The following is a 20,153-nucleotide window of genomic DNA, read 5'->3' on the forward strand; positions in this document are numbered from 1 at the left end:
TCATCCACAGCATATAGTGGTGTTGACTCTATCCGAACACAGTATTTGCGATTTTCCCAGTTGACTTTGATCCGTCAGGGACCACAATCGGAGCTCTCGGCAGGCAATCGGCGGGAAGTCACCCACAGCCTGTCGCGCCCCGTGGAAGCGTCGCTCCGGCGCCTGCGGGACGAACGAACAAGGGCCGGTCATAACGGCCCACGCGTCCCGGCAATCGGGGCGCCAGGGAAAACCAAGTCAAAGGGAAGGCGTGCCCCGCAAGGGCCAGCAACACGAATACACAGGACGGATCAGCACCATGAGTACCAGTCAGACAGTCGAAACCCCCACGCAGGCCTACCACGAGAGCTCGGGCAATGCGCCCAGCGGCATCGAGAATGCCGCCGCCACCCCGGGCCAGGTCCGTGTCATCCGACGTAACGGCAAGCTGACCGCCTACGATCCGTCCAAGATCAAGGTCGCCATGACCAAGGCCTTCCTCGCCGTCGAGGGCGGCGGCGCGGCGGCCTCCTCGCGCGTCCACGAATCGGTCGAGTCGCTGGTCTCGCTGATCGACCAGGCACTCAAGCGTCGCCTGCCGGGCGGCGGCACCGTCCACATCGAGGACATCCAGGACCAGGTCGAGCTCGCCCTGATGCGCGAAGGCCACCACAAGGTCGCCCGTGCCTACGTCCTCTACCGCGAGCAGCAGGCGCAGAAGCGAGCCGCGGAGATGGAGGAAGAGACGACCGAGGAGGCCACCGAGCGGGCCGCCATCAACGTCACGCGTTACGACGGCACCACCGAGCCGCTGGACACTGCCCGCCTGTCACGCCTGGTCGAGGAGGCCTGCGCGAACCTCGAGAGCGTCGATGCCCAGCGCATCGTCGACGAGACCATCCGCAACCTCTACGACGGCGTCGCCGAGCACGAGGTCAGCACCGCGCTGGTGATGAGCGCGCGCACCCTGATCGAGATCGACCCGGCCTACTCGCAGGTTGCCGCCCGCCTGCTGCTCGACTCCATGCGTACCGAAGCGCTGCGTTTCGTGCACAACCCGGTGACCACCTGCACCCAGTCCGAGATGGCATCCATCTACCCGGACTACTTCAAGGAGTACATCAAGGTGGGTGCCGAGCACGAACTGCTCGACCCGACCCTGCAGCAGTACGATCTGGACAAGCTGGGCGCGGCGCTCGACCACGAGCGTGACCTGCAGTTCACCTACCTCGGCCTGCAGACGCTCTACGACCGCTACTTCCTGCACCACGACGACGTGCGCTTCGAGCTGCCGCAGGCGTTCTTCATGCGCGTCGCCATGGGCCTGGCGATCAACGAGATCGACCGCGAAGAGCGCGCGATCGAGTTCTACCGCCTGCTGTCGTCCTTCGACTTCATGTCCTCGACGCCGACGCTGTTCAACTCCGGCACCCTGCGTCCGCAGCTGTCTTCCTGCTACCTGACCACCGTGCCGGACCACCTCGACGGCATCTACGGCTCGATCCGCGACAACGCCCTGCTGTCCAAGTTTGCCGGCGGACTGGGCAACGACTGGACCCGCGTCCGGGCGCTGGGCAGCCACATCAAGGGCACCAACGGTAAATCCCAGGGCGTCGTGCCGTTCCTCAAGGTGGCCAACGACACCGCCGTGGCGGTCAACCAGGGCGGCAAGCGCAAGGGCGCGGTCTGCGCCTACCTGGAGACCTGGCACCTCGACATCGAGGAATTCCTCGACCTGCGCAAGAACACCGGTGACGACCGCCGGCGTACCCACGACATGAACACCGCCAACTGGGTGCCGGACCTGTTCATGAAGCGCGTCGCCGAGGAAGGCGAATGGACCCTGTTCTCGCCCTACGACGTGCCGGACCTGCACGACCTGTCCGGTCAGGCGTTCGAGAAGGCCTACCTCCAGTACGAAGAGAAGGTCGATCGCGGCGAGATCAAGAACTTCCGCAAGGTTTCCGCCGTGAACCTGTGGCGCCGCATGCTCTCGATGCTGTTCGAGACCGGTCACCCGTGGGTCACCTTCAAGGACCCGTGCAACCTGCGCTACACCAACCAGCACGCCGGCGTGGTGCACAGCTCGAACCTCTGCACCGAGATCACCCTGCACACCAACGACGGCGAGATCGCCGTGTGCAACCTCGGCTCGGTCAACCTGGCCCAGCACGTCACCGAGGACGGCATCGACGAGGCGAAGGTCGAGCGCACCATCAAGACCGCGATGCGCATGCTCGACAACGTGATCGAGTACAACTACTACTCGGTCCCGCAGGCACGCAATTCCAACCTGCGCCACCGCCCGGTGGGCCTCGGCATCATGGGTTTCCAGGATGCCCTCTACAAGCAGAAGCTCGCCTACGGCTCCGACGAGGCGGTCGAGTTCGCCGATCGCTCCATGGAGACGGTCAGCTACCACGCGATCTCCGCCTCCAGTGATCTGGCCGCCGAGCGTGGTCGCTACGCGAGCTACGAGGGTTCGCTGTGGAGCCGCGGCATCCTGCCGATCGACTCGATCGAGCTCTTGGCCGAGTCCCGCGGCGAGTACCTCGACATGAACCGCGACCAGACCCTGGACTGGAATGCCCTGCGCAAGAAGATCAAGAAACAGGGCATGCGCAACTCCAACACCATGGCGATCGCGCCGACGGCGACCATCTCGAACATCTGCGGCGTCTCGCAGTCGATCGAGCCGACCTTCGAGAACCTGTTCGTCAAATCGAACCTCTCGGGCGAGTTCACCGTGGTCAACCCGTACCTGGTGCGCGATCTCAAGGACCGCGGCCTGTGGGACGAGGTGATGGTCAACGATCTCAAGTACTTCGACGGTTCCGTGCAGGCGATCGACCGCGTGCCGGACGAGCTCAAGAAGCTCTACGCCACCGCCTTCGAGGTCGACCCGCGCTGGCTGATCGAGGCCGGTTCGCGCCGCCAGAAGTGGATCGACCAGGCCCAGTCGCTGAACCTGTACATGGCCGAGCCCTCGGGCCCGAAGATCGACAACATGTACAAGCTCGCGTGGGTCCGCGGTCTCAAGACCACCTACTACCTGCGCGCCGCCTCCAAGACGCGGATCGAGAAGACCACGATGAACAAGCTCGACGGCAAGCTGCGCGGCGTCTCCGCCGATCCGGGCGCCGCGGCCGGCCCGAAGGCCTGCTCCATCGACGATCCCGAGTGCGAGGCCTGCCAGTAAGGGCGGCCCGCCAACGGCAACCGAATCACGTGAATAGCGTCGGGCAACCACCCTGCCCGGCCCGGTGAAACCACCGGAACCAGAAGGAGACAGACATGCTCGATTGGAACGATCCGCTGAAGAAAGGTGACGACCAACCGCAACCGGCCGCCCAGCCGCAGCCGGCGACCCACGACGCGGCCAGCGTGATGCCCGCCGCCTACGACGACGGCCAGGAGCACCACTTCGACCCGTCCGCCGCCGAAGGCGCCGACCAGACCGGTCTGGGCGGCATCGAGACCAACGCCGGGCGCGTCGACGTCTCGGAAAAGCGCATCATCAACGCCAAGGCCGACGTCAACCAGCTCCTCCCGCTGAAGTACCAGTGGGCCTGGGAGAAGTACCTCGCCGGCTGCAACAACCACTGGATGCCGACCGAGGTCTCCATGCAGGCGGACATCGCCCTGTGGAAGAGCCGCGACGGCCTGACCGAAGACGAGCGCTACATGGTGATGCGCAACCTCGGCTTCTTCGCCACCGCCGAGTCGCTGGTCGCCAACAACATCGTGCTGGCCGTCTACGAGCAGGTCACCAACCCCGAGTGCCGCCAGTACCTGCTGCGCCAGGCCTTCGAGGAAGCGGTGCACACCCACACCTTCCAGTACATCGTCGACAGCCTCGGTCTGGCCGAGGGCGAGCTGTTCAACATGTACCGCGAAGTGCCGTCGATCACCGCCAAGGACTCCTGGGCACTCAAGTACACCCAGGACCTGTCCAAGGGCACCTTCGACACCTCCACGCACGAAGGCGCGCAGAACTTCCTGCGTGACCTGGTCGCCTTCTACGTGGTCTTCGAGGGCATGTGGTTCTACACCGGCTTCGCGCAGATCCTCAGCTTGGGCCGTCGCAACAAGATGACCGGCATCGCCGAGCAGTACCAGTACATCATGCGCGACGAGTCCATCCACCTGAACTTCGGCATCGACCTGATCAACCAGATCAAGATCGAGAACCCGGAGCTGTGGGGCGAGGACTTCCAGCACGAAGTGCACGAGATGCTGCGCGAGGCCTGCGAACTCGAGATCGACTACGCCCGCGACACCATGCCGAACGGCCTGCTCGGCCTGAACGCGGAGATGTGCGAGGAGTACATGCACTTCATCACCAACCGCCGCTGCAGCCAGATCGGCCTGGCCGAGCTCTACCCGGGCGCGACCAACCCGTTCCCGTGGATGAGTGAGGTAGTGGATCTCAAGAAGGAGAAGAACTTCTTCGAGACTCGGGTTACCGATTATCAGACTGGTGGTGCGCTTACCTGGTAAGACGTCGGACGGCAACTCGAAACGCAAAAACGCCCCATTTGCACTCAAGTGGGGCGTTTTTTGTTAGCAACTTCCTACCGACATCCGTTCGATTTACTAGAAATACATTACACCCCCAACTCAGGCAACGAACTACAAGCGGGACGCTTCAAGAAGAACAAAACAAACTACCAGATAGAAAAAGGAGCATATGAATGCCGAATAAGGAGTTCTTAGAAAATAGCCCTCTTTACCGGAAGTGGCCTATTTCCAAAATACCGCACACCGCCGATCAGCTACCGAAGCCGAACATAAACATGGCTTGCCAAAAGTGTGATTCGCATCAGACATTTGTCATGACAAACACCCCTAGCGAGGGGGAATCGTACGGCAATTATCCGACAAGCGGACTAATCTATAGGGCGCGCTACCTTTGCGTCCACTGTCAACACTATGAACGCCACTTTCTCATAAAAATTGCAACTGATCGGCAATCTGCGACGAAAGTTGGACAATATCCACCATGGGAAATTACTGGCAACAAAGAAATTGAACGTTTACTTGGGGAGCATTCAGGTTATTACAAAAAAGGCTTAATCTGCGAATCTCAAGGATTCGGCATTGCGGCGTTCGGATACTACCGTCGCATTGTTGAAGAAATTATTGACGGATTGCTTCAGGAAGTAGCTGAACTCCTAGCGGAAGAAGAATTGCGAACCTACGAACTGGCGCTTGAAAAAACCAAAAAAACCACTGTAACCCAAGAGAAAATTCAATTAGTCAAGGATTTACTTCCTCCCATTCTCCGCCCGGACGGAATGAATCCGCTTCAAGCTCTACACTCAGCTCTTAGTGAAGGGCTTCACGCAGAATCAGATCAGAAATGCCTTGAGTACGCACAAGCTGTCAGGGAAGTCCTGCTATTTCTTGTGAGTCAAATCGCAGCGAGTCGAAAATCAGCTCGGGAGTTTACTAGCAGCATGCGCAAATTACTTGAAAAGCGAGCAACATCTTGATCCGAGAGCGGAAAGCTCCAATACGAACTAACAGCGCTCATGCGATTTCGCACGCTTCCAAATGTAAGTGTTACGAATTTCGCTAGGCATCGAGCGCGCGAGGCACTTTCTCTTGCTTGCCCAAGAGAAAGTACCCAAAGAGAACGGCACCCCTCGCCTTGGCCCTGCGGGCTTCCCTCCCGTCCGGGGTGCCGCGGACGGGTCGGTTCGACGCGACGTCCTGTCGCGGCGAACCTCGGCGCAACGTCCTTGTTGCGCCGTCCCTGCGGCACCCCGGCCGGTCGGCAAGGCGAAGGGGACTTCCGAGCCTGATGATTCGGTGCCAAGAGCAATTTGTTTGGTGCGGCTTTGGGTTGGGCACGCGCCGTTGGCGCGTTTCGCGAGCTAAGCTCGCTCCCACAGGGGATCGGGTGGTTGTGGGAGCGGCCCTTGGCCGCGAAAGCCGCTGTGCGGCTGTCCGGCGTTCAAGTAAGTAACACGGCCTTCCTTACCAAGGGTTTCTCGGCTGGCAATCCCCGGGCCCCTGTGCCTTGCCTCGTCAGCGATGGCTTGCCGGGCCTGGGCGGCCTGGACGCCGCCCAGAGGTTCGCCGCGACAGGACGTCGCGTCGAACCGGGCCCGACAGCAAGCCAGCGCTGACGAGGGAAGCCCGAAGGGCCAAGGCAGCGGGGTGTCCTTGTCTTTGGGTCCTTTCTATTGGACAAGCAATAGAAAGGGCCTCGGGCGTTGGCAACGCGGCACAACCAGAACCGCCAAACGACACAAGAGCCCGAAACCTAACCCACCTCCACCAGAAGGCGCCCTGCTCCTCCCACAGCACACGGCGCTTGCGCTGATATACGGCAACCGGCATGCTTCATACCCGCGGATCAGACGGTTACACAGGACGTAACCAACACTGATCGCCGCTTTCTAGGACGAAATACAGGACAAGGAGAAGTCCCGATGTGGATGCTAGCCGGCGTACTCGCGCTGATCGGCCTGACCGTGTATCTCTATCGCACACGGCGCAAAGACCAGTGGAAGCTAAGACCCTTCCCTTCCAAGGTCGGGAAACGCCAGCCCGCAGTCACCGCGCCGGACGGTGCGCTGTATACGTTCAAGACTCGGCCGAATCGCCCTCCTCTCCATCGATTCGGCTATGAAAAAGCGCCCGACGTCGAAATGCGCGTCAAGCGCAAACGTTGGTGGGACCGCCCGTTCACGGCGGTCGGCATCTCCGTCACCTGTCGGACGGGCAACCCCGACTTTGACCGTGCCTTCTATCTGGTCACGGATGTGGCACCCGTCTGCCGGGCCATGTCCATGAGCCCCAGGACGCAGGCAATGATGTTGGATATCAAAGCCGCGAGCGAATCCACAGGTGTCCAGTTCCGACAGTTTGTGCTGCGGCGCGGTCAGATATGGATCGAAGTCGCTACCAAAAAGCGCAAGCAGTTCGTGGCCGCCCTCCCGACGTTGGCCAAGGTCGTCGTGCCCTCGCTGCGCGAGCTTTCCGAGGTAATGGAGACAGAGCTACCCGACACGGCGCGGCACATGAAAGACCACGTCACCCCCAAGGCCGCCCTGATCAGCAGCATCGGCGGGGCTCTGTTCATCGGCGGGATCTTCTTACTCTTGCGGCAAATATTCTTTCCACAACCGGCGCCGCTCGAGACCTGGCCCCTGGTCGAGGCGGCGCTTTTGGCCGCCCCCATTGGCTTCGGGCTGCTGGTCGTTCTGACGTTGACGTGGATGGGCCGAACTTCCCGAACCCATGTTGTCCTGCTGGAACTGCTGGTTACGGGACTCATTGGCGCCGGGCTGACCAGCTATAGCCTGTTGCGTGAAGCGAACATGGCGCTCGATTTCTCGCCGGGAGAACGTCACGTGGTGGAGGTTCGGGAAAAAGAGGTATCCCAAGGGCGCCATACGCACTACTACCTCCACCTCGCCCCATGGCATGAATCGCAGGACTTCACGGAATTCAGCGTCAGTTCCTCGCTATTCGACGCCGTCCGTGAGGGCTTCCCACTGGTCATTGAGGAACACCCGGGCGCCCTTGGCATCGGCTGGGTGCGCCTGATCCCTCCACGCTTCCGACATGTCGAGGAATCGACGGCTTCGACCTCGCCCAGCCCGACTCCATGAGCGCTCAACGGACTGGCACCGCCGGCGGGCTCCATCCGTGCCGCTGGCCGCGGGGCCGGCCCTCGAAGCGGCGATGTCGCGCCCCGGCATGACACTCCCCACCCCGTCCCTTACAATGCCCCGCAAACCAAGGCCCGCGAGGGCCTGAAAAGCGGAGAGACTTTACGTGACCCAATCCAACCGCCCCCGCATTAGCGGCACCCAGTTCATCAACGCCGACGCCGCCCCGCGCGAGCGCCTGAGCATGGGCGCCTCCCACCGCGACCCGTACCAGCCGGTCACCGGCACCGGCGCCGATGCCCCGATCGACGTCCCGGCCAACGAGAGCTGCACCGTCTGCGCCCCGGCCACGCGCCAGCTGGCGAAGGACCTGTTCGAGCGCTGGAACGATGCCCTGCAGACCGGCGATGCCCGCGAGGTAACCAAGCTCTACGCCGAGGACGGCGTGCTGCTGCCGACCGTTTCCAACGTGCCGCGCACTAACCACGCCGAGATCCAGGACTACTTCGAGCACTTCCTCGAGAAGAAGCCCGTCGGCACCATCAACACCCGCAACGTCAAGATCGGCTGCAACAAGCTGACCGACGCCGGCACCTACACCTTCCGCGTCACCGACGAGGAAGGCAGCAAGGACGTTGCGGCGCGCTACACCTTCGTCTATGAGAAGCGCGGCGACGACTGGCTGATCGTGCATCACCACTCCTCGATGATGCCGACCGCCTGATCCGCGACTGACACGCCAAGGACACCCGCACGACACGGACGGTCGTGCACCAACCCGCTCGGGACCGCCGTGCCGGCAAGGGTCTACCCACCCCGGCGCGGATCACTCCACACATACAGGGCAAGGACGCTCATGCACCGACTTCTCCTCCTCATCATCCTGATCAGCGCCCCGCTGCACGCCGCTGACGAGGGCCCCGGCATCCTGCAGATCTTCGACCAGTTCGTGGTCTCGAACACGGCGGCGGCCGAGTGTGCGGAGGTCGACGCGGACACCCTGGCCCATTTCATGGCGAACTTCCGCGTGGTCACCAGCTATACCGTCCGCGAGCTCAGGAAGCAGTACCCGGAACGGAGCATGGAGGAGATCGAGCGGGCAGTCCCAAGGAAGATCCAGGCCCTGACGGAGCGGATGGAATCGGTCATCACCGAACGTGGCTGCTCCGACCCGAACGTGCAGATGGTCCTCAAGCGTTTCTATATGCAGGCGCGTTGGGATCCGCTGAAACGCTAAGGCCGCTCCCCGCGCCGATCTCCCGACCCCGGCTTCAGGCCCCGGCTTCAGGCCCGGGCTCGCTGACCCGCCACGCCGAATCGGCTAGAGTGGCGGGGAGTCTTCCAACGCCCACTCGCAACCCGGTTCACGCCCCATGAACAAGGTTTCGCTCTTCCTGGGTCGACTGTTCGGCGACGTCGGCACGGTCTTCTACCTTTCCGTGCTGATCATCGGCGGCTTCGTCACACTTGCCGCCATGTACCCCGACGACGTCGAACGCGTCGCCCAGCAGGTGCTCGACTTCACCGCCAACAAGATGGGCTGGATGTACCTGCTGGCGACCACCGGGTTCGTCATCTTCGTCCTGTTCCTGGGGCTGTCGAAGTTCGGCAGCGTGCGTCTGGGGCCGGACGAGGAGCCGCCGGAGTTCAGCTTCAAGAGCTGGCTTGCGATGATCTTCTCCGGCGGCATGGGCGTGGGCCTGGTCTTCTGGGGCGTGGCCGAGCCGATGATGCACTTCAACGAGCCGCCGATGGACCTGAGCGAGCCGCGCTCGGTCGAGGCCGCCCAGATGGGCATGCGCTACGCCTTCTTCCACTGGGGGCTGCACCAGTGGGCCAACTTCGCGCTGGTGGGCCTGGCGCTCGCCTACATCCGCTTTCGCCACAACGCCCGTGGCCTAATCTCCGAGACCTTCCGCCCGATGTTCGGCACCCGCGTCGACGGCATCGGCGGCAAGCTGATCGACACGCTCGCGGTGGTCTCGACCATCTTCGGTGTCGCCACCACGCTTGGCCTGGGCGCGCTGCAGATCAACTCGGGGCTGGCCCGCTTCGAAGGCATGGCCTACGGACCGAACTCCCAGATGCTGATCATCGCGGGACTGGGCGTGCTGTTCACCATTTCGGCGATGACGCCGCTCAAGTGGGGCATCCGCTACCTCTCCAACCTGAACATGATCATCGCCGTGGGCCTGTTCACCTATGTGCTGGTCCTCGGGCCGACCTCGTTCATCTTCCAGGAATTCACCCAGACCATGGGCGAGTACCTGGGCAATATCGTTCAGATGAGCCTGGTGACCACGCCCTACTCCAGCGAGCACTGGGTGCAGCAGTGGACGATGTTCTACTGGGCCTGGGGTTTGAGCTGGGCGCCGTTCGTCGGTTCGTTCATCGCGCGGATCTCGCGCGGGCGGACCATCCGCGAGTTCGTGCTCGGCGTGATGGTCGTGCCGGTGCTCCTGTCGGTGCTGTGGTTCTCGACCTTCGGCGGCAGCGCGATTCACCTCGAGCTCTACCAGGGGGCGGGCATCGCCGACGCGGTCGCCCGCGAGGTGCCGGCCGGGCTCTACACCCTGTTCGATCAGCTGCCATGGGGCACCTACGCCGGTCTGCTCGCCATCGCGCTGGTGTGCGTGTTCGTGGTCACGTCCGCGGATTCGGCGACCTTCGTGCTGGGGATGTTCACCTCCAAGGGCGTGCTCAACCCGACACGCTTCGTGCGCGTGCTGTGGGGCTTTCTGCAGCTGGCGATGGCGGTGGTGCTGCTGCTCTCCGGGGGGCTGGAGGGCTTGCGGACGGTGTCGATCATCGCCGCCTTCCCCTTCATGCTCCTGATGGTGCTGATGGCCTTCGCCCTGCACCGGGATCTGACGCAGGAGTTCTGGCAGCGCGAGGAGAAGGAGCGTCTGATCCGCCAGCGGATCGAGGCCATGCTGATGCGCGAATCCGAGCGCGAGGCCGAGCGCGCCGCCGCCGAGGAGGTCCACCCGACCGCGCCCGACACGGTGCTCGGGCCAGAACCGCCGCATCTGGCCTCGGTCGGCCAGCAGGTCGAGATACCGAAGACGCCGGACGGCAGCGACGATACCAAGGGGAAGTGACCGTTACCGGTTCCGGGGCCTGCCCTGGGAACAACAAAGCGGCCCGCGATGAGACATCGGGGCCGCTTTTTTCGTTAGGAAACCAGCTCCGGGTGGGGTCAGCCGCGCCGGTAGCGGCAGGCCCGATTGCGCCCACCCTGCTTGGCTTCGTACATGGCCGAGTCGGCCTGCTTGAGCAGCTCCTCGTCGTCGATGCCGTTGGCCTGCGGGTAGAAGGTGTAGCCGATACTCGCGGTGACGTGCAGGGAGACGCCGTCGATGACGCGCTCCTCGGCGGCTGTCTCGACCAGGCGCTCGATGATCGGCTCGGCATCCCGTTCGTGGCTGATCCCGCCCAGCAACACGATGAACTCGTCCCCACTGATGCGTGCGAGGGTATCGGTCTCGCGTAGCTGCTCGCCGAGATCGTGCGCCATGTCGATCAGCAGCTTGTCGCCCATGTCGTGGCCGTGCTCGTCGTTGACGGCCTTAAAGCCGTCCAGATCCAGGAACAGGACGGCCAGCATGCCGCCGCGACGGCGCACCGCCGCCATGCCCTGTCGCAACCGGTCGGCCATCAGCACCCGGTTGGGCAGACCGGTCAGTGCATCGTGGTTCGCCCGATGCTCGAGCACCTTCTGATAGTTCTTGAGGTCGGTAATGTCGGTGGCCAACGCAATGTAGTTTCGCGGCTGGCCAGCCGCATCGCGTACCAGGCTGATTGTCAGCCGCTCGGCGAACAGCCGACCGTTCTTGTGACGGTTCCACACCTCGCCGGTCCAGAAGCCGACCGTGCGCAGACGCTCGCGCATCCGGCGGTAGAACGCCCTGTCGTGGCGGCCGGACTGCAGGAACTTCGGCGTATGCCCGATCACCTCCTCCCGCTGCCAGCCGGTCATCTCGGTGAAGGCGGCGTTGACGTCGACGATGCGAGCGGCAAGATCGGTGATCAGGATCCCCTCGCGGGCGTGGACGAATACCGACGCGGCCAGTTGCAGCTCCTGTTCCATCTGCTTGCGTGCGTTGATGTCCTGGTGCGTGCCCCACATGCGTAGCGGCTTGCCGTCGTCGGTCCACTCGAGCACCCGCCCCCGGTCGAGCACCCAGACCCAGTGGCCGTCCCGGTGACGCATGCGGACCTCGATCTCGTAATAGTCCCGCTCGCGGCGGAAACAGGCCTGCAACATCCGGTTGGATGCTTCCAGGTCGTCCGGGTGGGCGAAATGCTTCCAGGTCTCGATGCTGATCGGCTGCAATTCGGCCAGCTCATAGCCGATGATTTGTGCCCAGCGCTCGTTGAACACCGTCTCGCCGGTCTGGATGTTCCATTCCCAGGTGCCGACATTGGTGCCCTCAAGAACATTGTTCAGGCGTTCGCGTTCCCGCTTTAGCCCCGCCTCGGCGCGTTCGCGCTCGGTGATGTCATGCACGATGACGAACATGCGCCCGCCGTGGCGTGGATCGTTGAGCGGCGTGGCATGCACCTCCACCCGGCGTTCCTCGCCACTGCGCAGGCGGTGGCTGTGCTGGTGAGTCGTACCACCCTGCGAATGCCCCTGACGAATGTCGCTGAAATGGCGACAGCGCGTCACCCACAGGTCCGCGATCGGCCGCCCCTTGAGCTCGTCGCGCGACCAGCCGTAGAAGGCGGCCGCGGCGGCGTTGGCCGCGACGATCTCGCCTTGGTCGAAGTCGATCACCAGCATCACCGAGGCGTTGTCCTCGAAGAAGCGGCGGAAGCGCCCCTCGCTGCGAAGCACCGCGACATGGCGCATCAGTAATGCCAGCGACAGGAGCGTGATCGCAAGAATGGAAACACCGACAACCATCGCGAGCAGCCGATACTGCTCCCAGATATCGGCCAGGGTGATCTCGCGCGGGGTATCGAACGGCGGCAGCTTCAGCCGCCGGCTCAACTCCTCCACGGGCGCGTAATCGCCCGGCGGGCCGAACCCGGCAATGCCCGAGAGCATCGCTGCCGGATCACCCGGGTCCAGCGAGAACAGCGCGGCCGCGATCCGGCGTTCCAGGTCAGCGCCCATGTGCGGCATGGTCACCATCGGCCACTCGGGGTAGAGCCGCGTGGACACCTGGTAGGGGTAACTGCCCACCGCCTGCGGATGTACCACCCGTAGCTCGTCGATGTGCGCGGCACCCAGCTCGGCCAGGTTCTCGAGCACGCCGGTACGGATGAAACCCACGTCCACCCGGCCGTCGAGCACCGCCTGGATCACCGCGTCGTGCGTGCCAACGAACGCAAAAGTGGCCTCCTCGCGCAGGTCGATGCCGGCATCGAAGGCCTCGTACAACGGGGCCCGGTAGCCGCCGAGAAAGCGCGTGTCGGGCGCGGCGATCCTCTTGCCGGCCAGATCCTCGAGTCGCTCTATGCCGGTCCGGTCCTTGCGCGTGATGATCACGCCGCCCAGGCTGCGCGTGATGGTGCCCTCGTGGCGGGCGACCAGGGTGGAGAGCACCCCGGAGAGCGTGTTCTCCGAGCGGACCATGATGTAGTGGGTCGGGTTGGTCAGCAGCAGATCGACCTCGTTGCGGCGGATCGCGAGATCGAGTTCGTCCGGCGGCATTACCTTAAGACGGAAGGTGACCCCCTCGACCGAATCGTTGAGATAGTCCACCAGCGGCTGGAACCGCTGTTCCATGATCGGTGCCGGGCGCATGCCGAACACGCCCACGAGCACCTCCTCCTCGGCGGCCAACGTCGACCCGCTCCAGAGGAGCAACCCGACGAGCATCGGGATCAGCGGGACACGCGGGCTCACGTGCTCGACTCCCGTGGCAGGTAGTCCGACGTGACCCAGGTTTCGACCTCGCTCACGGAGGGCGGCTCGTCGCCGTTGGACAGGCGCGGGTACAGGGTGCGAATGGCGTCGATCAGGCGTGACTCGTGTGACAGGTAGCGACGGTTGCTCTCCAGACCGGGCAGCAGCACGCCACCGATCGAGCGACTTACCGCCCGTTCACTGACCTGGTGGGCGTCGGCGATTCGGTACACGGCATCCTGCAGGTTGGTTTGCAGGTGATGCAGACCGCGGAAATGCGCGCGGATCACGTCGGTCAGGACCCGGTCGACGGCATCGAGGCGCTCGCGGCGGATGGCGAGCACGTCGAATATCAGGTCGGGGAAATCGCGGCTGTCGATCAGCTGCCGGGCACCGGCTGCCCGCAATCGCGACGCGACGGGCTCGTAGCTGACCACGGCGTCCAGTTCGTCCTCGCGCCAGGCGTTCAGGTGCTGATCGACGGAACGGTTGACGATGGTGACGTCACCCCAGTCGAGACCGGCCCGGGCGAGCACCCGGTCGAGCAGCATCTCGCCCACCCCGCCCAGTTCGACGCCGATGCGCTTGCCGGCCAGATCCTCCGGCGAATCGATACCCGGCCCGACCAGTAGCGCGTCCCCACCGGCGGAGACGTCGAACACCATGACCACGACCAGGTCCATGCCCCCGAGCCGCGCCCGGATGACTTCGTCGAGGGTCAGGGCGGCGCCGTCGACCTCGCCGCGCCGCAGCGCCGCGAGCGACTGGCTGGCCGAACCGAGGCGCTTGAGCGAGACAGTCGGCGGCAACCAGCGGAATTGCGAGCCGAGCAGCAGCGTCTCGTAACCGACCCATGGGTGGTAGGCAAGCCGGATAGGCTGCTCACGAGCCCGGCAACCGCCAACGAATGTGGCAACAGCCAACGGCGCGCTGATCAGAAAGGTGCGTCGTTGCATGCGATTCGTGCGATATCCCTGGTTCCCTGGGGAAAACCCCGGCGTTTTGGCGGCTGACCGCCACCCCTGCCCTCAACGAGCAAGAAGCGTTCCGCGGGAACCTCGGCCTGAGGTGGCGTCTGGATTCAAGCTATCCAAAATCAGGGAAAAACACCACAAGGGAGCGCTGATATTTATCCGATACGTCGCATACGCATGAAAAGCGGGCGCACAAAAACAACGACCGGCGCGTGTGGCCGGTCGTGCACTTGCTTCGGAACGGGCAGCGGACGGGGCTAGGACGGGTCCACCGTCGTCAGCCCGAGCGTGTGCCACATCTGCATGCCGCCGCGATACCAGTAGATCTTGTCGGCCGGGTAACCGTAGGACACCAGCGCCTTGATGTTGGTCGGCGACTGGCCACACCACGGGCCGTTGCAGAACAGCACCAGTTTCTTCGCCTGACGGAAGTCGAACAGACCTTCGTCCTTCTTCACTCCAAACTCGTCGAGCAGCAGCGTCTCGGCGACGAAGGGGTCATAGGAGGAGGAGCCCGGGTAGAGCCGGGTCCAGGGAATATTGACAGCACTGGGAATGGTGCCCTTCTCGAACCAGTCAGGCGTACGCGAATCGATCAGCAGGAAGGCATCCTCGCCGTTGGCGCGGGCCTGGAGCATCTTGAGCAGCTCGATCTCGCCGATGGTGTGCACGCCCGGGAGCAGCTGGATCGGCTGCACGCAGAACGGCGGGCATTCACGAGCGGTCTTGGTGTAGTCCTCGGCGATCCGGTTGTCCGGGTCCTGGTTGCGCTTGATGACGACCGGCTGGCCGTTGTGCTCGACGGTCACCGAGCCGAGATCCCGGGTGACCTTGACCTTCATCTCTTCCTCGGCGCCGGCGAGACCCGCCACACCGAGCAGCGCGATACCGACAATCCAGTGACGTGCGTTCATAGCGATCTCCCGATGTTGTTGTTTTACCGGAAGTCTAGTCGCTCACTTATCAAGGTTCAGGGAAGTCTCGGTTGGCGGACCGTCTCGCCCCGTCCAATGCCGTAGTAGTGCCAGCCGGCGGCCTTGAGACGATCGGGATCGTAGAGGTTGCGGCCGTCGAAGATCACCGGCTCTGTCAGCGAGTCGCGCATCAGATCGAAGTCCGGCGCCCGGAAGGCTTTCCACTCGGTGCAGATGATCAGTGCATCGGCCCCCTTGAGCGCCGCATCACGTGTCCCGACCAATGCCAGGTCGTCTCGTTGCCCGTAGATACGCTGGGTCTCTTCCATGGCCTCGGGATCGAAGGCCTGCACCCTCGCCCCCGCCGCCCAGAGCGCTTCCATCAGCACCCGGGACGCGGCCTCGCGCATGTCGTCGGTGTTGGGCTTGAAGGCCAGGCCCCACAGCGCAAAGGTCTTGCCGGCGAGATGCTCCCGGCCACCGTAGTGCTCGACCAACAGTTCGAACAGGCGGCGCTTCTGGCGACGGTTGACCGCCTCGACCGCATCGAGAAGCAGCGACTCATGGTCGACGGCGTGGGCGATGCGCGAGAGCGCCTGGACGTCCTTGGGGAAGCACGAGCCGCCGTAGCCACAACCGGGATAGATGAAGTGATAGCCGATGCGCGGGTCCGAACCGATCCCCAGGCGCACCTGCTCGATATCCGCGCCAAGACGCTCGGCGAGATTCGCCAGTTCGTTCATGAAGCTGATCTTGGTGGCGAGCATGGCGTTGGCGGCGTACTTGGTCAGCTCGGCCGAACGCAGATCCATCACGATCACGCGGTCGTGATTGCGGTTGAACGGCGCGTACAGCTCGCGCATCACCGCCTCGCTGTGTTCATCCGAGGTACCGACGATGATGCGATCCGGCTTCATAAAGTCGTTGACCGCCGCCCCTTCCTTGAGAAATTCGGGATTGGAGACCACGTCGAAATCGAACGCCACGCCCCGGCGCGCCAGCGTGTCGCCAACCACGGCACGCACCTGGTCGCCGGTGCCGACCGGCACGGTCGACTTGTCGACGATGATCTTGGGCGCGTCCATGTGCTCGGCGATGGTCGCCGCCACGGCGCGCACGTATTGCAGATCGGCGGAGCCGTCCTCGTCCGGCGGTGTACCGACCGCGATGAACTGGAGCTCGCCGAACGCCACCCCCTCGGCCGAATCGGTAGTGAAGTGCAGCCGGCCCTGGGCATGATTCTCCCGGACGATCGGTTCGAGACCGGGCTCGTAGATCGGGATCACGCCATCGTTGAGCCGTGCGATCTTGTGCGGATCGACGTCGACGCACATGACATCGTGCCCCACCTCGGCCAGGCAGGCGCCCGTGACGAGCCCAACGTAGCCGGTGCCAAAGATCGTTACCTTCATTCGTTGCCGATTCCTTCGGATGGGTTCGCGTCCCGCGCGGCCTCGATTTCGGCACGTACGGCCTGGAATAGCGCACGGGTCGCCTTGCCGTATTCCTCGCGCTTGGCCTCGGCGCGCGCGTTGCGCTGCAGTTGCCGCAGTTGCTGCACGTCCACCGTGGGAAAATCATCGATGAAGCGCGTAATGGCGTCGGCGTCGTTCTCGTCGATCAGCGCGTCGCGCCACGCCTCCGCCTGCATCTGCAGGCGCTGGTTCTCCGGCGAGTTCGGATCCAGTCGCCGTAGCGCCGCCTCGATCGCCTCGACGTCCTCCTCGCGCATCAGCTTGCCGATGTACTGGCGCTGGCGTTTGCCCGCCCCGCGCGAGCGGATCCGCTGGAGGTCCTCGACCGCCTCGCGCAGCCGGTCGCTGAGCGGCAGCTGATCGAGCGTTTCGGCATCCAGCTCGGCGAGGCTCACCCCCACCTGCTGGGCGGCATGCGCATCGCGCTTGACCTGGGACTTGCTCGGCCCCCAGTACTCCTCGTCGTGTTCGTCCGCGAGGTCATTCGGCAGATTCGGATCGGACATGGCGGTACTCGGGTTTGGCGGAAAGGCGTCGATTCTACCCAATTCCCCGTGCCCGCGACGAGACAGCCTGCCGGACGCACATGTCAGGTCGATGACGCCGCGGGGTTGAGCTTCCACAGCCGGGCGTTGAGCAGCGCGGCGAAGGCGACCCAGAACCAGTACGGCACCAGCAGGATCGCGGCCGGCACGCTTGCCTGGAAAAACAGCAGGATCACCAGCGACAGCAGCATCCACAACAGCAGGATGTCGACCAGCGCCGCCACCATGCGCCGACGGCCGAAGAACAGCCACGACCAGGCGGCATTGAAGATCAGGTGGATCAGGTAGAGCACCAGACCGGCATCGCGCGCCGCCGAGGGCTCCGCCAGATACACGCGCCAAGCGGCGATGGCCATCAGCAGGTAGAGGACGGCCCAGGCGATGGGAAAGACGCGATTCGGTGGCGTCCAGTCCGGCTTGCGCAGGGCGCGGTACCAGTTATCGGGGCGGAACAGCCCGCCGGTGAGCGCAGTCAGGGCGACCAGGACAACGGAGCCCATCAGGGCGGCGACGGATTCGAGCATGCGGGGCTCCTCGTAAGAGGTGGACTTGCCGTGCAGGGCAGCAGCAAGCCTAGTCGCCCGATTCCTCGCCTGCCTCGAGCGGAGCGAACAGCTCGGCCACCAGCTCGGTCGCGTAGCTGCCGGGCGGCAGCGAAAACTCGAGCGTCAACCGACTTTCATCGATGCGGTAGTCGAGATCGGTCACGCGCACCGCCAACGGGCGCCGGTCGGAGGCGACCCGCCGAGCGGCGAACCAGTTGACCCACGCCTCGCCCCCGAGCCGGTCGATCATCTCGGCAGCCCGTGTCGATTCGGATTGCGCCACGCCGTCTCCGGCCTGGCTGCCCTGCTCGCCCCACAACGGACCGGTCGGTACCACGTCGCCCTCCTCCAGCCGTTGCTGCAGGGCATCGAGCTCGTCCGATTCGGCGAGAAAGCGGCTGCGCGAGCCGGCCAGCTGGAGCAGATCGCCGGGCAGGACGCGATCGAGCGTGCCCTCATCGAGGCGGGCGGCGAGCACGTGGTCAAAGATAGCGCTGCGCAAGGTGGAGATCAGCCAGTTGCGCACCGAGCGCTTCGGCTTGCCCACCCGCTCGCCGGTGCCCCACTCGACCAGCCCGCGCAGGTTGGAGTAGCCCCGCCCGTAGCGTTGCTCGCCAAAGTAGTTGGCCATCCCGCGCTCGGCCAGGAGGCCAACGCGTTCGTCGAGGTAGCTCGAGAGTCGTTCAGTCGAGGCCTGTGCATCGGTAACGGGGGAAACATCGTTCAGGACCAGACGGAACCGATTGGCGCGATGGGTGCCGCGACGCAGCTTGCGGTCGTGGCGATCGAGGGCCAGTACGCCGATACCGGCCTCGTCGCACTGCGCCTTAAACCCCTCCGGATCAAAGGTTTCATGCGGAAAGCTCAACCACTGCGTGGTGACGGCAAACCGGTCCTTGAGTCCGGAGAAGCCGATATCGCGTGCACGCGTCCCGGTGGCCTTGCCGGCCCAGTCGACCAGCGCGCCGGTTGTCATGTCGCGCTTTTCCAGCCGCACCAGCCAATGATTGCCGGCACCGCTGGGTTCGAAACCCAGCTCCTCGTCGACACGGAAGGATTCCGGAGACGCCTTCAGGCCGGCCCGCCATTGCGGTTGCCCGCAGACACGGGGGCGCACGGTGCCTGGTGCGCCCAGCCAGTCGCGTGGCGCCGGCGCTGCCTCGGAATCACTCATCCAGGAGGGTCGCGGTCCAGTCGATCGACTCGCCGCTCAGGAACGGCACCACCGTGTCGTCGCCGGCGCTCACGGGCGCCGGCACCGTCTGGGACCGACGCTCGAGCTTCAGGCGTCGCTCGTTGACCGGCAGGCCGTAGAAGCGCGGGCCGTTGAGGCTGGTGAACGCCTCGAGACGGTCCAGCGCACCGAGCTGGTCGAACACCTGGGCGTAGAGCTCGACCGCCACAGGCGCGGTGAAGGCGCCGGCACAGCCACAGGCGGATTCCTTGGCGCCCTTGGGGTGCGGGGCGCTGTCCGTGCCCATGAAGAACTTGCCGGACGGGTCGACTGCCGCCTCGAGCAGCGCCTCGCGGTGCTTTTCCCGCTTGAGGATCGGCAGGCAGTAGTAGTGCGGGCGGATACCGCCGGCCAGCATGGCGTTGCGGTTGAACATCAGGTGATGCGCGGTGATCGTCGCACCGAGGCGGTCGCCCTGCGAGCGTACGAAGGCAACGGCCTGGGCGGTGGTGATGTGCTCCATCACCACCTTGAGTTCCGGGTAGCGCTCCAGCATCGGCGAGAGCACCCGCTCGATGAACACCGCCTCACGGTCGAAGATGTCCACGGCCGGATCGACCACCTCGCCGTGCACCAGCAGCGGCAGACCGGTGCGCTCCAGCGCACCCAGTACCGAATCGATGGCGAGCGGATCGGTCACGCCGTTTTCCGAGTTAGTCGTGGCCCCCGCCGGATACAGCTTGACCGCGTGGATGTGCGGGTCGTTGGCCGCCTGCTCGATCTCCGCTGCCGTGGTCTGGTCGGTGAGATACAGCGTCATCAACGGCTGGAAGTCGTGTGCCGGTCCCACCGCCGCCAGCACCCGATCCCGATAGGCATTCGCCTCGGCCACGGTGGTCACCGGTGGCACCAGGTTGGGCATGATGATCGCCCGACCGCACTGGCGAGCGGAGAAACCGGCGACCGCGTCGAGCATCGCGCCATCGCGCAGGTGGAGGTGCCAGTCGTCCGGCTGGCGAATGGTCAGCTCATTCAAAAGACAAACTCTTAATTAATCAGTGATTT

General features: G+C 64.2%; 15 protein-coding genes. 7 read left to right on the plus strand and 8 right to left on the minus strand.

The genetic code is table 11. From position 1 onward, the window contains the following. Positions 1-298: 298 nt before the first annotated feature. The 7 genes from LV476_RS03415 to LV476_RS03445 all read left to right on the plus strand — a co-directional run bounded on the left by LV476_RS03415 (position 299) and on the right by LV476_RS03445 (position 10,705). Positions 299-3,178 (plus strand): ribonucleoside-diphosphate reductase subunit alpha, encoded by a 2,880-nt coding sequence (locus tag LV476_RS03415; RefSeq protein WP_250073453.1) that lies wholly within the window; start codon positions 299-301, stop codon positions 3,176-3,178. Between the two features lie 95 nt (positions 3,179-3,273). After that, positions 3,274-4,479, plus strand: coding sequence for a ribonucleotide-diphosphate reductase subunit beta (locus LV476_RS03420; RefSeq protein WP_250073455.1), 1,206 nt, complete (start codon positions 3,274-3,276; stop codon positions 4,477-4,479). A 194-nt stretch (positions 4,480-4,673) separates the two neighbouring features. After that, positions 4,674-5,474, plus strand: coding sequence for a hypothetical protein (locus LV476_RS03425; RefSeq protein ID WP_250073458.1), 801 nt, complete (start codon positions 4,674-4,676; stop codon positions 5,472-5,474). Positions 5,475-6,419: 945 nt separating this feature from the next. Beyond that, the gene (locus tag LV476_RS03430) at positions 6,420-7,604 is read left to right on the plus strand and encodes a hypothetical protein (RefSeq protein ID WP_250073459.1); all 1,185 of its coding nucleotides are present in this window, start codon (positions 6,420-6,422) and stop codon (positions 7,602-7,604) included. 166 nt (positions 7,605-7,770) lie between these two features. Next, positions 7,771-8,328 (plus strand): SgcJ/EcaC family oxidoreductase, encoded by a 558-nt coding sequence (locus tag LV476_RS03435; RefSeq protein WP_250073462.1) that lies wholly within the window; start codon positions 7,771-7,773, stop codon positions 8,326-8,328. A gap of 132 nt (positions 8,329-8,460) precedes the next feature. Further along, positions 8,461-8,841 (plus strand): hypothetical protein, encoded by a 381-nt coding sequence (locus tag LV476_RS03440; protein WP_250073464.1) that lies wholly within the window; start codon positions 8,461-8,463, stop codon positions 8,839-8,841. Positions 8,842-8,977: 136 nt separating this feature from the next. After that, a complete protein-coding gene (locus LV476_RS03445) occupies positions 8,978-10,705 on the plus strand; it encodes a BCCT family transporter (protein ID WP_250073465.1) in 1,728 nt (575 codons plus the stop codon). Between the two features lie 98 nt (positions 10,706-10,803). Here the strand turns inward: LV476_RS03445 and LV476_RS03450 are convergent, their stop codons facing one another. The 8 genes from LV476_RS03450 to pyrC form a co-directional block, all read right to left on the minus strand. After that, on the minus strand, positions 10,804-13,461 hold the full coding sequence (locus tag LV476_RS03450) for a PAS domain S-box protein (RefSeq protein ID WP_250073467.1): 2,658 nt from the start codon (positions 13,459-13,461) through the stop codon (positions 10,804-10,806). Further along, complete coding sequence (locus LV476_RS03455; RefSeq protein WP_250073469.1) at positions 13,458-14,417, minus strand: ABC transporter substrate-binding protein; 960 nt, start codon at positions 14,415-14,417, stop codon at positions 13,458-13,460. The genes LV476_RS03450 and LV476_RS03455 overlap by 4 nt, the downstream gene beginning before the upstream one ends. 275 nt (positions 14,418-14,692) lie before the next feature. Beyond that, complete coding sequence (locus LV476_RS03460; protein WP_250073470.1) at positions 14,693-15,349, minus strand: rhodanese-like domain-containing protein; 657 nt, start codon at positions 15,347-15,349, stop codon at positions 14,693-14,695. Positions 15,350-15,405: 56 nt separating this feature from the next. Next, positions 15,406-16,761 carry a UDP-glucose dehydrogenase family protein gene (locus LV476_RS03465; protein ID WP_250073472.1) on the minus strand — a complete coding sequence of 452 codons (1,356 nt, stop codon included), beginning with the start codon at positions 16,759-16,761 and terminating at the stop codon, positions 15,406-15,408. Next, complete coding sequence (yjgA, locus tag LV476_RS03470; protein WP_250073474.1) at positions 16,758-17,330, minus strand: ribosome biogenesis factor YjgA; 573 nt, start codon at positions 17,328-17,330, stop codon at positions 16,758-16,760. Before yjgA ends, LV476_RS03465 begins: the two co-directional genes overlap by 4 nt. Before the next feature lie 83 nt (positions 17,331-17,413). Further along, on the minus strand, positions 17,414-17,893 hold the full coding sequence (locus LV476_RS03475; RefSeq protein ID WP_250073476.1) for a TspO/MBR family protein: 480 nt from the start codon (positions 17,891-17,893) through the stop codon (positions 17,414-17,416). Between the two features lie 49 nt (positions 17,894-17,942). After that, positions 17,943-19,088, minus strand: a complete 1,146-nt coding sequence (truD, locus tag LV476_RS03480; protein WP_250073477.1) for a tRNA pseudouridine(13) synthase TruD — start codon at positions 19,086-19,088, stop codon at positions 17,943-17,945. Continuing rightward, on the minus strand, positions 19,081-20,124 hold the full coding sequence (pyrC, locus tag LV476_RS03485; protein WP_250073479.1) for a dihydroorotase: 1,044 nt from the start codon (positions 20,122-20,124) through the stop codon (positions 19,081-19,083). The genes truD and pyrC overlap by 8 nt, the downstream gene beginning before the upstream one ends. Between the last annotated feature and the right edge of the window lie 29 nt (positions 20,125-20,153).

The organism is Guyparkeria hydrothermalis (genome assembly GCF_023555385.1).
GTDB lineage: Bacteria > Pseudomonadota > Gammaproteobacteria > Halothiobacillales > Halothiobacillaceae > Guyparkeria > Guyparkeria hydrothermalis_A.